This window comes from Vibrio sp. 10N.286.52.C3, from assembly GCF_041468865.1.
Taxonomy (GTDB): domain Bacteria; phylum Pseudomonadota; class Gammaproteobacteria; order Enterobacterales; family Vibrionaceae; genus Vibrio; species Vibrio crassostreae_C.
The window spans coordinates 1-14717 of the sequence record NZ_JBFRJM010000023.1 but is presented as its reverse complement, the minus strand read 5'-3'; the positions used below and the strand labels follow the sequence as shown (position 1 = coordinate 14717).

Sequence of the window (14717 nt, the reverse complement as noted above, 5' to 3'; positions counted from 1 at the left end):
GCTTAAGGTTCTGTCTATGAGAAGCCGTTACCTTTAATGGAAAAAATTGATAGAGGCTGATCAGTTTATTGCTTCAGCCTTTTTAATCTCATTTTCAAAACATACTTAGGTTGATTCGAAGGCTTTATCCCTTCATCGAACTTAACAATCACGGAAGATTCTGGTACCTATTAGCACGAAATTGGACAATAACAAGTTAGGAGCAGTCATAAACTGCAGTCTCATTCGAAGCGATTAAAAAAGCACTTCTAAACGAGATGTTAGAAGTGCTAATTATTGAGTAAATTTAATAAACTTCTTATACCCAGACTTGATCAAATACTCGGTACATGTTGCCACCTAAGAACTTGCTGCAGTCTTCTTCTGAGTATCCATTTTCAAGCATGGTATCAATTAGAGCTGCAACAATTTGATATGGTGCTGGGGTAGGAAACCCTTTTGCTCCTACAGCGGCACTATAGCCACCATCAGGGAATACGTTCTGCCCCATTGGTGTTTGAATAATAGACGCTGTAAAATTGATGTTCGGGATATAGTCTGAACCGAAGCCAACGTGGTCTATACCGACTAAGTTGACCATATAATCAATATGTCGAAATAATTGTTCAGTCGTCAATATATCTGGGTTAGATGTATCCATAAAGGCAGCCACCATATTTATTGAGCAAACCCCACCGGTTGCCGCAACACCTTTAATCACAACGTCAGAAAGGCTTCTCTGATAATCGGCAATGGCTTTCGCACCTGAATGCGAAGAAATGACAGGTTGGCTACTGCGTTCAATCGCATCTAAGGAGGTTCGTTCGCCAGTATGGCTTACATCAACAGGCATACCGTATCGGTTATAAGCGTCGACAAGTTTTTTTCCATATTCAGTTAGACCACGGTTCTCAATTTCGAAGCAGCCATCACCCACATCATTACGTTGATTATATGCCAATAAACAGTAACCATAGCCCATCTCACGCCATAGTCCTACGCGATCAACATCACCACCAAATATTTGAGTACCTTGGTGAGTGAAGTAAATACCCAATTTGTTTTGTTTTACCGCTTCATCAATATCTTTGGTAGTGCGGATCATCATATAGTCGTCTGGGCGTTCTTTCATTTTGCTTAGGTAGAACTGAGCGCCTTTCATAATGCCTTCAACCGAGGCATCTAACGAGTCTGCGGAAGGACATGCTGCTAGTACCTTGAATCCAGCGGCTTTGCACTTGTCCATTTCATCATGGAATTCTGGTGCTTCAGGTGAAGACCATTGAGAGGGCCAAAGACCGGAAAAAAGGCTGTCAATAGCCATAGAATCTCGAACAATTTTTTTTGCACGTTCAGATGCAGGATATTTGTGTGTTCGTTGAGGGATTTTTGAATAATCTTTTATTTCAAATTCTGGTAATTTTGGTGCACCTGACTTTGTCGCTTTATCATTACTTGGTTCGATTTCAGATTTGTTGTCCATATTTGAAATTTTCCTTAACAGTGTTAGCTTCTATAAAATATAAATATGTTGGAAGTTTGGAAGTTTGGAAGTTTGGAAGTAAAGATAGGTACGGATTTATATCAAACGGAGTGTTAAGCCCTTTGTACGCACCTTTTTATGCACCTTTTTATGCACCTTTTTATGCACCTTTTTATAAATAAACTACGCCCAATGACATGATAAAAACGTGATTTATGTCGAATATTTTTGGCAAATCTATCTAAATGTTACCTCAATTAGAAAATTCATTTAAAAGTATTATATGTGACACTTTAAGAAATTATCGAAGAGGTGAGATAAAAAAGCGATACCTGAGTATCGCTTTCTATAGTCTGATTTATCATTGATTAGGTGAATTAACGTCGAATGGCTTCGCCTGCTTTAACGTCTGTATCTAGTTGTGTGTTGTTGACAACGATTTTGCCGTTAACCAATAACCAATGTACGCCTACGGCTGGGTGGTTAGGATCTTGGTAGGTGCCCACATCAGCGATAGTTTCTGGGTCGAATACCACGATATCTGCGTCCATATTGGTTTGAATTCGTCCTTTATTTTTCATTTGCGGGACAAAATCTTCTATTAATTGAGCTGGCATCAGTGTCATTTTACGTAGTGCTTCCGTCATCGTTAACAAGCCGCGCTCACGAACATAGACTCTGAGTACTTTAGCAAAGGTGCCATTTGATCTAGGATGAGAGAATAGATCTTTTGGTAATGGCCACTCGTCACCTGCATAATTTTCAATGTGGCCGTCTTCGTCCATATGCATCCAGAACATTTCGTCAGATTCAATCAACACATTAGGATTTAGAATCGAAGCGTCTAATAGAGCAAGATCTTTAGGGTTTTGCTCGTCTAGGAAATGCCAGACAATAAAAGTACCAGGTTTATTTTCTTGGTAGTCTTTCAACTGTTCTTCTGTCATACGTTCTTTACCTAGCTGAAAGTTTTCAGCGGTTGAACCCATACGTTCCCGCCAGCCTTCACCAGAAAACATGGCTGCGCCAACGACAGTACTTGCTGCGCCCCAAGGGTAAGCGCCCACAGTAACATTGATTCCTTGTTCTTGAGCCTTATTGACCATAGGTAAGATGGTTTCGATATCTTTTAATGAAGTACTGTTAATATGACAAAAGTGCATATGAGCGCCAGTGATAGCGGCATTGCCCACTAATTCTTTAACGGCTTCAAACGAGCTTTGTGGCTCGGCATTGCTGGCATAGCGAACGTGAGTATAGGTTGCTACGTCTCTTTCTGCGGCTAATTCAGCCAATGCATAATATTCTTTTTGACCATGGCCCGGTGCATAGCCAGCGTTAATACCGATACCTAGGCCACCTTCATCAAGGCCTTGCTCAATCAGCTTGATGATTTTACTTTCTTGCTCAGGTGTTGCTATATCCATCTTCCAATCATTACGTGATTGAGCTTTTTGGAAATAGCCAACGGTCGCTTCGGGTTCCGTCTCACTAAATGTAGCAATACGAGCGTAAGTCCAACCAGCTGCTGCACCATAGTTTAATGGTAAGCCTTTTTCAGCTTGTCCTGCATACCAGTCACTGATAGGTAGAACACCAGATTCGAGTTCCAGCATAGTGGTAACGCCTTGCATCGCCTGCATTCTGTAGTCACCAATGTTTTGACCATGAGCGTGGACGTCGATGAATCCAGGGGCAACAACTTTACCTGTAGCGTCAATAGTTTTATCCCCAGAAATACTATCGGTCGTTATTGCTGTGATCTTATTATCTTTGATCCCGACATTAGCAACAGAATCGAAATTTGTTTCAGGGTCGATAACTCTGCCGTTCAAAATTACAACATCATAATTAGCGGCGATAACAAGTGGTGACATAAGGCCAAAGCCGACGATCGTAGCCTTTTTAATGAATGATTCTAGTGGTTTCATAATTTTATCCCGTGTGTGTGAGATGAACTATAAGTGTTACGTGTCAAAAATCTTAGACCAATAATTTCACGCTATCTACCTGATCCTCATCTTTGCTCATTGATAAGACAAATCTAACGTGACAAGAGAAAGTGACTCAAAAACAATCACTTTTACGCTCATCTCACCCACAGCTATTGACTTTGCCGCTCCAGAGCTGCCCTTCTCTATAAAGGCAACTTTGACAAAATAATCCTTCATAGCTAAACGTTTATGTACCAACGTTTTCGTCAGGGAAAAAAAATGCCAAACCTTAAATTACGAAGTTTAAGCGCGATATTCTTCTTTGCTGTCACTCTTCCCATCGTAGTGTTAGCCGACGAGGGGCAAGATGTAGAGGAGGTAGCTAAAGAGCTAGCCAACCCAAACACAACGCTTGGCTCGATGTCCTTTAACTTGGATTGGACGAACTATCAAGGCGACTTAAATTCAGCGAACAGTCAGAACGGGTATCGCTTGAGCTTTCAACCTGTTCTCCCTGTGCCAATTGCAGAGCGAACCAACTTATTTATCAGACCAAATATACCTTTAATATTTGACCAACCCTATTACAAGGGCGATAGATTTGAAAATTCAGATGCAGGTCTCGGTGATATCGGCTTTGATGTGGCCGTTGGTCATACCTTTGAGAGCGGCATGATTGTCGTGGGGGGGATAGTGGGTACACTGCCCACCGCAACAAGCGATGAACTGGGTAACGATCAATTCTTACTCGGTCCAGAGTTTGCCTTAGCCTACGTACAAAGCTGGGGGGTTATCGGGGCGTTAATTACCCATCAATGGAACGCTGGCGGAAGCAATGACGCCGACGCGAGTATTACTGGTGGACAGTACTTCTATACCGCGAATCTAGACGATGGATGGCAAATTCAAGCGCAACCAACTTGGAGCTATAATCACGAAGCGAGCAGTGGAAATAAATTGTCATTCCCTATTGGTATTGGGGTCGCTAAGACGACTCTCATTGGTGGCAAACCCATCAAGTTTGGTCTTCAATACTGGAACTACATTGAAAGCCCTGACGCGTTTGGGATAGAGCATCAACTTCGACTGGTCATCACACCTGTTGTTGCTCTTCCTTGGTGATAACAGGTCGCAGGATAAAATTAGACATAAAAAAACCGCAGCGAACTGCTGCGGTCTTAAATTTGGCGGTGAGTGAGGAATCCGACTTATTTATTTAAGATGCTGATATATATCCATAAAAAAACTCGCAAAGAGAGCGGTAATACTTATGGTAATACTTTTAACCAAGTGTCAAATTCATAAGTTACTGCATAAATTTTTAGGCTAAGGCAACTATACTTTATCCAAACGTACTTAACCTGCTTACAACCGCCAGCTAGTAATTCAGTCTATTTCAACATAAGTATAATAGCTTCTTCAACGGCATCAGTTAGGTATTTCCAACGGTGCTGCAATAGCCATGCAGGCTAAGACCCCCGATACACGGTTACTCACTTTAATCCCTTTCCGCACAGAATCTCTGAGCCTTAAGAAGGTTCTGGGCATTTCTGAGTTACGAAATGGTGCGTGAGAAGTTTCTGGACAAAAGTGTGCTACGCGATTTGCTAATTTAGTGAGCAATGGATTAGTTTAAGTAAGTTAAATGAGATTTGTCTTAAAATAGACAAAAAGCACGTCGGGCAGCCAATTACTCAGTATTGTTTGCAGGAGCCGTTTAATTAGTAGTGTCTACTTTGGCCACATCAAGGTTCCAAGCATATGAAAATTAATTGAATGCTCGGGCTATCCTCCCATGCCCTTGATAATCGTATTTCACTGAGTTACTGCTAACGAATACTGATTCACCAGCTCTCAACACAACGTGATTATTTTGACTTGAAATTGCAACTTCACCTTCAATACAAAACAGTATTTCTGCGCTACGAACAAACTGTGCTTGGCTGGTAATCTCGACTGTCATTACTTCAAAGCAGAAGTCATCAACTGGGATCGGGTAGCTCACTTTATTACTCTCTTTATATATTGGTTTTAGCCGAATCTCCGCTGGTTCAATCGGTTTGAATGAGGTGTTATCTATTAACTCAGTTACATCAATGTGTTTTGGTGTGAGCCCTGCGCGCAAAACATTGTCTGAACTTGCCATTATCTCCAGACCAGTCCCCTGCACATATGCATGTGGGGTTTCGGCGTACAAAAACATTGCTTCGCCAGGTGCTAATTCAACAGTATTAAGCATTAGTGGAGAAAATAGGCCGATATCTCCAGGATAATGCCGCTTAAACTCAGCACTGTACTGCAGAGCCTCGCGCCCTATCATGGTTTTAGCCGGACGTCTGTGCGCCTCACCAAGTTCAGCCAGTGCCACCTTTTTACGTTCACCTTCAAGTGACATAATCGCAGCAAAGAACTCTTTTAGCGCTGCACTATCTGCGTGCTTTTCTAGCTCGGAAATTTCTTTCGCCAGACTTGGAATGTCGGCCTCTTTAAACAAAGTAATAATGTCTGCAATTGGGCGAAATCCATTCATCGCTTTATAAAAGGTTAAAGCGTAAACCAATTCAGGCTTATGGTTGGAATCTTTATAGTTTCTGTGCGCGGCATCTAGCGGAATCCCTCGTTGGTTTTCTCGCTCAAACCCTTGCTGCGCTTTATGTTTACTAGGGTGTACCTGAATAGAGAGTGGCATCTCTGCGGCAAGCACTTTGAATAAGAAAGGCAACTCCCCAAAACGTGCAGCGGTGTAGCCACCAAGAATATCTTGCTTGTTGTGCTCAATTACCTCAGCAAGAGGCTCTCCGGTACCATCGAGCCTAGAGCAGCCATTTGGGTGAGCACCCATCCAGATCTCTGCCTGTGGCTTGTGCTCTGGATTATTGATACCAAATAGGTTGTGAATGGAGTCTTTACTACCCCATGCATAGTTTTGGATGACGTTATCAAGCTTAAATAGAGACATACTACTTCTCTCCAAAAATCTGTGCGCCGACTTTCAAAGTAGCGGCAATATTGCGTGCCGTGCGAGTCAGATTATCGCCCGCCTCTGTCAGAACTTGTTCTAGTGGTTGTGGTGAACGAACCGTGCCAAAGGTGCTATCGACAACGTTGTAGAGTTCATCAATCTCTTTACCCAATGAGCCTGCAATTCCAATCACGGGAATACCTTGTAGCGTGGCTCGTTTAGCAATACCAAACGGGGTCTTGCCTTGCAGGGTTTGGTTATCCATCTGGCCTTCGCCAGTAATAACCAGATCCGTGCCCTGCAGCACTTGGTCTGCGTTTAAGGTGTCTAAAACCATCTCAATACCTTGCTTGATTTGGATATCAAATAGCAGTGATAAACCAAGAGATGCGCCACCAGCAGCGCCAAAGCCAAGTGTAGTTCGGTTATCTGTTCCAGTGAGATTGCTGCTGACCTCTCCAAAATGATTCAACGCGTCATCAAGCTGATCAATCAGTTCCGAGGAAGCCCCTTTTTGAGCACCAAAGATATAGCTAGCGCCGTTTTCACCAACTAATGGATTGTTGACATCACAAGCGATCACAAACTCGACCTGTTGGCATCGAGGATGGATATTGCTTAAGTCGATACGAGAAAGGTTAGAAAGAGCAGTACCACCCAAGGCAATCTCATTGCCTTGCTCGTCCAACAACTTGCCACCCAATGCTTGGACGATACCAGCCCCACCATCATTGGTGGCGCTGCCTCCAAGACCAAGCAGGACTTTATTTACACCTTTCTCAAGTGCCTCTTTGATCAACTCACCAGTACCATAGGTAGTTGCAAGGGCAGGATCGCGATCTTGTGGCGAAACTAGGTCTAATCCCGATGCTGAAGCTATCTCTATCAATGCCGTATTACCGTCATCAAGCAGTGCCCAATGTGCATCGACGGTCTCACCTTGTGGGTTCATCACTTGGGTAGTTTGCACAATGCCATCTAACCCTTGCATCAATACATCGACCGTTCCCTCACCGCCGTCGGCCAGCGGTAGATGCACATACTCCGCTTCTGGGAATACTTGTGCAAAACCGGCTTCAACGCTTTGGCATACCTGCTTGGCACTAAGAGACTCTTTAAATGAATCGGGGGCAATTACAATCTTCATCTCGGTTCACCAACTCCGCCCAGTTGGAATCAGAGCGGAGGTTTCTACGGTTAAAAACTAGGATTAAAACTTCACTTGGAATGATTTAGCCTGACACGCATTAAGTGCACCAAAGCTCTGGCTAGCGACTTCGGTATCACGTACTCGCTCATCCAAGCTGGTCTCTTGCCATGAAGTCACTGGTTGAGTGAAGGTAACACCATCTTCAATCTGTCCAGATTCAGCCGGGTTGTAGACACGTAGAATTAAGGCATCTTCATCTTCCGCTTTCTTCAGTACACTAAGAACAGCTCCTTTCTGCTCTTTGGCAAGAAGCGAGTAGGTTAACGGCTTGTCTTGCTCACCGACGTTTAGCTTCATTGCGTTGTACGGGATCTTGTTGTAACACTCGATTGGCGTTACATAGTCTCGTGCTTTAGCCATAACGTTGGCCGCGATATGGTTGCCAGCAAAACCAAGTAAGCTGAATTCACACACCAACTTGCCGCGAGTTTGCGAGTCTGGGGTCGGGATCTTGATACCTGAAGGACGTCCTGGACGCAGCAACAACTCTTCTTTACCTAGAACTCCTACCCCACGCAGTAGAGTTAGAGCAAAGGTATCGCGTTCTTCATTGCCTTGGCTTGATACGAATTCAAACTCACGCAGACCATTGGTCATCAATGCCAGTCCACCTGTCTGGTTTTCAACCGCAGCAAAGTTCATCAGCTGGTACACAGGCACTGGCGCTTCTTTCCAGCTTTCTTGCTCCCATACTTCCATTGCAGGGTCGTTAGTTGGTCGAGTGATAAGGCCAAACTGGTTATCTGCCACCACATTTTCAGAGACAAATGGCGTTGGGATAAGCACACGTACTCGATGATCGTCTACTTGATTATCTAGCTCCATACGGACTTCAATGCGGCGTGAACCGGCTTTAAGTACCACTTGACAATCGACATCTACATAGCCGTTTTGTCCTGTGCGCTCTTCACGCTCTTGCAGATTAGCTGGTACATCCATTCGCAGTTTGATGCTAGCAACCGATTGGAATCCTTCATGTTTAATATCGGTTTCGACTTTAAACTCATCTGAGTAAAGCAGCCACTCTTTGCGAGATGGCGAATAGTCGTACTCATCGCCATCGTCTGAACCATCTTCAATTTTTAGCACTTGGTCGTATGTCATCTCGGTTTCTTTGTCCAAGATGGTTAGGGTGCCATTGTCGTTCACTTTGATGGTGTAGAACTCATTCTCTAGCAGGTAATCTTTCTGCTCGGCAATCTTCTGAGCACCTTGTTCATTGCCTTGAATATGCAAGGTAGCAAAGCCCATCGCAGGTACAGATTGTTTAATCTGAATATCGTACTCAATAAACGGGTCATAGTTACCGTAGTGGACAATCTGGCGGTCAATCTTGCCTGGGTCGATCACTCGCTGATCTTGGATGAAGTACTCAACTGAGTTGCCGTTATCATCGAAGATGTTGAACTGCTCTGCACGAATAGTGATGGTGGTGTTGATCACCTCTTCACGTTCGTATGGCGATAGGTTAAAGAAAGCTAGCTTGTCGCAGCCTTCACGCGCTGGCATGTGGTCAACAATTTTACGCTTGTAAAAGGTGATCAGATTGCTCGCCATATCGTCGGCTAGGATGTAACGGTTAAGGATCTCCGCATGCACCTTGTCTGAACAGCAGCAGCCAATAGAGTCATGGGCATGGTTCTTCATGCTCTCTTTCCACATTTTCTCAATCAAGCCATGGTGATATTCAAAACCTAGTGACCAAGCGATAGAAGCAAGAGGTTCTAGGATGTTGACGATCTTATTCTCTACCTGAGCGTGGATCAGCTTGATATCCATACGAGTTGACGAAATTGTACGGTGCACACGCATGTATTTGCCGTCGTTAAACTCGCCTTTTACTGTGTCTAATTGATCGCGTTCTTGCTTGATGCGGTCGAACACCTCTTCAAAGCGGCTCATCACAAACTCACGTTCTGGGTAAACCTCACGTAGCTTGTCCATCACCTCAAAGATGTCTTTTTGGATTGGCATCTGATCGTGACCATTCGGCAGCAGGATATCTTTGGTCACTGACGGTTTTTCTAACACCGGGAAGTATTTGTCTAGGCGAGCACGCAGCCCTTCTTCATCTTGAGGTAGGTACTTACCAATCGCATATCCAAGAGGCAGTACTTGTGCAGCTACTTCTGAACCATCATTAGATTGCCATAAGAACTCAGTTTTGTTGGTACCGTGACGCTCAGAGCAACCACGCCAGAACATCGCTGTATCGATATCAAATCCGTTATAGATCATCGGCAACTGTGAGCTCATTGAGAACGAGTCTGGCAAGTAACCAATTTTCATTGGCTCACCTAACTCTAGACAATCGCGTAGGCCGTACAACATGTTACGAACGATTGACTCACCACCAACCTGCATAGTGTCAGTTTGAGAGTACCAAGGGCCAACAATAAGTTTGCCCGCCTGAACTAGGTCACGTACACGCTCTTTATTTTCTGGCTTGATGGCAAAGTAGTCTTCAAGGACAGCGGTCTGACCATCAAGTACATAGTATTTGTATTCTGGATCGCTCTCCAGACGTTGCATGATCTCTTCCATGTTGTTCACCAGAAGAATACGAGACTCTTCAGTGGTGAAGTACCATTCGCGATCCCAGTGCATGTGTGGGGTAATATGAACGCGTGATTTAGTCATTGTTTTGTACCTGTAAAGACTGTGCTGTGCGACTTAAATGAGTAATGGCTTTTGAGTAAACGCTGAGTTATCCAAATAACTTTGAAGCAATAGAACCAAACAACCCTTTCTTCTCTTCAACTACTGGTGCAGATTCTTCGGCTGCCTGTTCAATTTGTTCTTCCTCATCGCTAAGAAGTGCAAAAATTTGTTCTACAGTTGTCGCGCTAAGTACCGCTTCACGAACTTCATCATCAATCAAAGTACTTGTCAGCTCGGTCAGCAGTTGCATGTGTGTAGAGCCCGCTTCAGCATTAGGAATAGCAATTAGAAAGATCAGATTTACATCCTCTTCTTCATCAATGCCCTGCCATTTCAAATCTTGTTTTAGGGTTGCGACTGCAAATGCTGCTTCTTTCACTGCGTCGGTTTTGCCATGTGGAACAGCAAGGCCTTCGCCTAGCGCCGTTGCACCATGCTCTTCACGGGCAAACACAGCTTTTAAATACTCTTCTTTGTCGTGCAGTTTGCCTTGTTGGTCGAGTTGTTCAGCGAGTGCTTCAATTGCAGCGTCACGACTTTCGAACGTCGTTTGTAGATTAATCAGTGATGAGTTGGTAAGCGTTGTAAGGTTCATAGTTTTAGCCCCGTGTTCACGTTCTTTTGGGTTATCTGTTTATGTGACAACAATAATACCAATAAAATACAAATAAACCATGATACAGATCTCACAAATATCACGATATGTATTAAATTGGAGTTAAAGGTCCATATTTGTATTCTTTATCATTATTTAACTGGGTAGGATTCATATTATTCAAGTCAAAGGTCACACACTAAGACCTGTTAGAGTGGTTCTACAGGTTAATACGCAAGAGGTTAGCTAGGATATGACGACAAGATTACCCATGTACCGACAAATCGCTGATGCCATTAGAGATAAGATTAGCACCGGTATTTACAAGGTTGGTGAAGCACTACCGACAGAAGCACAACTCCGTGAAGAGTTCTCTGTCAGCCGCGTAACTATACGCCAAGCGCTTAAACTTCTAATCGAACAACAAGAGCTAGAAAGTATTCAAGGTAGTGGTACCTATGTAAAAGAGAGCAAAATAAACTACAACATCTACCAACAGAGCAGCTTTGCTGAGAAATGGGCTCATTTGCAGGGAGTAACACACAGCGATGTCTTATCTTTCGAGGTACAAGCCGCCTCATTAACGCTGGCCGAACACTTGGATATCAATGAAGGCGAGCGCATTTTCTACATCAAGAGAGTACGTTTCCTGGACGAGACCGCCATTACGGTTGAAGAGACTTGGATGCCAACGACTATGTTCCCAGACCTCAGTTACCAAGTGATGCAAGGGTCGAAATATGACTACATCGAAAAGCAAAAGAAGATGGTGATAGATAGAAGTGAGCAAGAAATCATGCCTGTCCTTCCACCAAGTGACGTGGCGACATTGCTTGGAGTCAATCCTACAGAACCTGTTATAGAAAAGCGTACTCGCGGATACCTAGAAAATGACACCATCTTCGAATATAGCCGAAACTATTTCACGACCAACAACTATAAATTTACCCTCACCTCTAAGCGCCAAAGGGCGAATACAAGCTATTCTATTTAAATAAGGGTTTTATTACTTAATGTCGCCTCGTAGCTATTTAGTATTATATTTCAATGGTATATAGTCATAGTGCATTTTTTTGTATTACTTTGATACTAAGAACAATAAAAACAAATTAAATACAAATAATACAACTTGTGAGAATTATCACAGATGATTAAAACAAATTAAGTAAGAATATAATCATTGAGTGACCTATTTGTCGCTCAAATGACGAGAGACGACGCAAAGGAACATCAGATGAAAATCTTAGCGATTACAGCATGTACAGCCGGTGTAGCGCACACCTACATGGCGGCTAAAAATTTAGAAAAGAAAGCAGCCGCGCGCGGTTGGGAAATAAAGGTCGAGAAGCAAGGTGCGAATGGACTAGATGGAAAACTAACCGCACAAGATATCGCGCAGGCCGATGGCATTATCTACGCTGTTGACGTAGGCGTAATTGAAGCTGAGCGCTTCGAGGGGCTAACGTCTGTGCAAGGTAAGGTTAAAGATGGTATCAAAGCCGCTGATGAAATGCTTGATGCACTCGAAGAGAAAGTCAAAGCGGGTGGCTCAAATGCGAAAGCAGCCACGACGACCAACAAGTTTGCCGAGAAGGAAGAGAGCGACGACAATATGATCGTTAGTTTCTTGAAACTTTGGTACAAGGGCGCTCTTTCAGGCGTATCTCACATCATTCCTCTTGTTATAATCGGTGGTCTTTGTGTAGGTCTTCTAAATCTATTCTTCGGCTACGATTACACCCACCTTTATGATGAAGCGATACTGGTTGAATACACGGGCAAAACATACGCAGACCTTGGCATAATTAACGCCGCTGAAGGGTTAGCAAACAGTGAAATCGGTGCAATTAAGAAAGAAGTTTATGCAGCTATTGCACAGCCAGAAGCCAAAGCGCAGTTTGAGTCTTCGTTTCAAGGCATTATTCATTTCCTATACTACGGCACGTTAAAAGCATTTAACCCACTGTTAATCTGTGTGCTTGCAGCATTTACAGCTTACGGTATGGTCGGTAAACCTGGTCTAGCTCCTGGTTTCGTCGGTGGTTTCGTCGCTGTTGGTGGTGGATTCGGTAAGATCTCTATCATGACCGGCGGCTTCCTAGGTGGCTTAGTAGCCGGTGCAGCAGCAGCGTTATTTGTTATGCTTGTCCGCCAGATCAAAGTACCGAAAGTACTAGAGTCAGTGAAGATGATTATCATCACACCTCTACTAGCGGGTATCGCAACACTAATCTTTATGTATGCGGGCCCTGGTAAGTTCTTCGCGATGCTTAACAGTGGTTTGGTTGACTGGCTAACCTCAATGGGCACAAACAACCTACTGATTCTTGGTTTCATCCTCGGTGCTATGGCTTGTTTCGATATGGGCGGCCCGGTAAACAAAGCGGCTTACCTATTCTGTATCGGTGTTGGTACAAGTGGTGACTTCGCTGGTGATGCATCAATCTTTTACGCTGCCTTTACTGCTGCGAAATGTATCCCTGGTATGTCATTAGGCATTATGTCTGTCGTATTCAAACGTTTCTTCGATGAAGAAGATCGCTTGGCAGGCCCTTCAACCGCTATCTTAGGTTTCTGTGGTATCACTGAAGGTGCTATCCCTTACTCTGTAAAAGATCCAATGCGTATCATCCCTGCTCATATGATTGGTGGTGGTGTAGCGGCTGCATTAATTCTTTCTTCTAAGATTACTATTGGTACCGTAGCTGGCGGCGCAGTGTTCATGCTACCTGTCATCGGTAACCCTGTTGCTTGGCTGACTTACTTCGTCATCGGTATTGCAGTGTCAATGGCACTAACCATCGGATTAAAAGTAATAGGAAACCAAAAAGAAAAGAAGTTAGCTGAAACGAAAGCTTAACTCACCCTCACTTAGTATGCTCCAAAACTCCAAGCCTCCCCCGCTTGGAGTTTTTTTGTATTATCAGCTCACTCACTCAACAACCATTTCTTGTATTCAGTGCTTTAATTCGTATCATTAAGCCTCTAGAGGTGATCACAAGTCGTTGTCACCTATCTCTTTTGTATTGTTTTCGAGGTTTACATGGCAAGACTGCCCCTGTATCGCAAAATAGCTGACGCCATTCGAGAAAAAATCAGCAGTAAGATTTACAAGGTAGGTGAGGCGCTGCCAACAGAAGCTCAACTGTGCGAAGAGTTTTCTGCCAGCCGAGTAACCGTTCGTCAGGCGCTTAAACTTCTGATCGAAAATGAAGAGCTAGAGAGCATTCAGGGTAGTGGCACCTACGTTAAAGAGAATAAGGTTAACTACGATATCTACCAACAAAGTAGCTTTGCGGAAAAATGGGCTCATTTAGGTGGGATAACTCATAGCGATGTAATTGCCTTTGAAATTCAATCTGCCTCGTTAACACTAGCAGAGCACTTAGACATCAACGAAGGCGCTCGAATTTTTTACGTAAAACGCGTTCGTTTTGTCGATGACAACCCAATCACCGTTGAAGAGACATGGATGCCAGTCGACATGTTCCCGGATCTAACCTATCAAGTGATGCAAGGCTCGAAATACGATTATATCGAGAAGCAGAAAAAGCTGGTGATAGATAGAAGTGAGCAGGAAATCGTGCCCATCCTCCCGGCTAACGATGTTGCTGAGTTGCTAGGCATCAGTCCTGCCGACCCGATCATTGAGAAGCGCACTCGCAGCTACCTACACGATGACACTGTATTCGAATATAGTCGCAACTACTTTAAATCCAGTGACTATAAGTTCACTCTAGTCGCAAAAAGACGGAAATCTCCCCGTTAACCTGTGGACGTTTTGAGTAAACTTGTAGAATGTTCGAATCGACTATTCAGATTACTATTTATAGGACAAACTTTCTTTAACAAGATAGCTATGAGTAAAAACACTAACGTGATGTATGGAATCC

The 14717-nt window shown here is 43.7% G+C and carries 9 protein-coding genes and 1 pseudogene; 4 read left to right on the top strand and 6 right to left on the bottom strand.

Going from position 1 to position 14717, the window contains the following annotated elements:
* Positions 1 to 298: 298 nt before the first annotated feature.
* Both AB4138_RS09825 and AB4138_RS09820 read right to left on the bottom strand, forming a co-directional pair.
* On the bottom strand, positions 299 to 1462 hold the full coding sequence (locus AB4138_RS09825) for a dipeptidase (RefSeq protein WP_017062427.1): 1164 nt from the start codon (positions 1460 to 1462) through the stop codon (positions 299 to 301).
* Positions 1463 to 1839: 377 nt separating this feature from the next.
* Positions 1840 to 3393 (bottom strand): amidohydrolase family protein, encoded by a 1554-nt coding sequence (locus AB4138_RS09820; protein ID WP_017062426.1) that lies wholly within the window; start codon positions 3391 to 3393, stop codon positions 1840 to 1842.
* A gap of 282 nt (positions 3394 to 3675) precedes the next feature.
* Here AB4138_RS09820 and AB4138_RS09815 point away from each other — a divergent pair, with 282 nt between their 5' ends.
* Entirely contained in the window at positions 3676 to 4518 is an 843-nt protein-coding gene (locus tag AB4138_RS09815) for a hypothetical protein (protein WP_372305828.1), read from the top strand.
* 646 nt (positions 4519 to 5164) lie between these two features.
* On the opposite strand, the gene manA is transcribed toward AB4138_RS09815, so the two are convergent.
* From manA to AB4138_RS09795, 4 genes and pseudogenes are all read right to left on the bottom strand, one after another.
* Positions 5165 to 6355, bottom strand: a complete 1191-nt coding sequence (gene manA, locus AB4138_RS09810) for a mannose-6-phosphate isomerase, class I (protein WP_372305825.1) — start codon at positions 6353 to 6355, stop codon at positions 5165 to 5167.
* A gap of 1 nt (position 6356) precedes the next feature.
* Positions 6357 to 7505: a glycerate kinase gene (locus tag AB4138_RS09805; RefSeq protein WP_372121910.1), complete on the bottom strand. Its 1149-nt coding sequence runs from the start codon at positions 7503 to 7505 to the stop codon at positions 6357 to 6359.
* A gap of 63 nt (positions 7506 to 7568) precedes the next feature.
* The gene (mngB, locus tag AB4138_RS09800; protein WP_372305822.1) at positions 7569 to 10208 is read right to left on the bottom strand and encodes a mannosylglycerate hydrolase; all 2640 of its coding nucleotides are present in this window, start codon (positions 10206 to 10208) and stop codon (positions 7569 to 7571) included.
* Between the two features lie 118 nt (positions 10209 to 10326).
* Positions 10327 to 10824: pseudogene (locus tag AB4138_RS09795) on the bottom strand (fructose PTS transporter subunit IIA); the annotation flags it as partial.
* Positions 10825 to 11077: 253 nt separating this feature from the next.
* Here AB4138_RS09795 and AB4138_RS09790 point away from each other — a divergent pair.
* The 3 genes from AB4138_RS09790 (at position 11078) to AB4138_RS09780 (ending at position 14593) form a co-directional block, all read left to right on the top strand.
* Complete coding sequence (locus tag AB4138_RS09790) at positions 11078 to 11818, top strand: GntR family transcriptional regulator (protein ID WP_241910602.1); 741 nt, start codon at positions 11078 to 11080, stop codon at positions 11816 to 11818.
* A 240-nt stretch (positions 11819 to 12058) separates the two neighbouring features.
* Positions 12059 to 13684, top strand: a complete 1626-nt coding sequence (locus AB4138_RS09785) for a PTS fructose transporter subunit IIC (protein WP_372305819.1) — start codon at positions 12059 to 12061, stop codon at positions 13682 to 13684.
* Positions 13685 to 13867: 183 nt separating this feature from the next.
* Positions 13868 to 14593, top strand: coding sequence for a GntR family transcriptional regulator (locus AB4138_RS09780; protein ID WP_102321452.1), 726 nt, complete (start codon positions 13868 to 13870; stop codon positions 14591 to 14593).
* Positions 14594 to 14717 lie beyond the last annotated feature (124 nt).

What these genes read in the sequence shown, in the direction of transcription:
- AB4138_RS09825 (WP_017062427.1), bottom strand. Translation starts at nt 1,462, where the DNA reads ATGGACAACAAATCTGAAATCGAACCAAGTAATGATAAAGCGACAAAG.
- AB4138_RS09820 (WP_017062426.1), bottom strand. Translation starts at nt 3,393, where the DNA reads ATGAAACCACTAGAATCATTCATTAAAAAGGCTACGATCGTCGGCTTT.
- AB4138_RS09815 (WP_372305828.1), top strand. Translation starts at nt 3,676, where the DNA reads ATGCCAAACCTTAAATTACGAAGTTTAAGCGCGATATTCTTCTTTGCT.
- manA (WP_372305825.1), bottom strand. Translation starts at nt 6,355, where the DNA reads ATGTCTCTATTTAAGCTTGATAACGTCATCCAAAACTATGCATGGGGT.
- AB4138_RS09805 (WP_372121910.1), bottom strand. Translation starts at nt 7,505, where the DNA reads ATGAAGATTGTAATTGCCCCCGATTCATTTAAAGAGTCTCTTAGTGCC.
- mngB (WP_372305822.1), bottom strand. Translation starts at nt 10,208, where the DNA reads ATGACTAAATCACGCGTTCATATTACCCCACACATGCACTGGGATCGC.
- AB4138_RS09790 (WP_241910602.1), top strand. Translation starts at nt 11,078, where the DNA reads ATGACGACAAGATTACCCATGTACCGACAAATCGCTGATGCCATTAGA.
- AB4138_RS09785 (WP_372305819.1), top strand. Translation starts at nt 12,059, where the DNA reads ATGAAAATCTTAGCGATTACAGCATGTACAGCCGGTGTAGCGCACACC.
- AB4138_RS09780 (WP_102321452.1), top strand. Translation starts at nt 13,868, where the DNA reads ATGGCAAGACTGCCCCTGTATCGCAAAATAGCTGACGCCATTCGAGAA.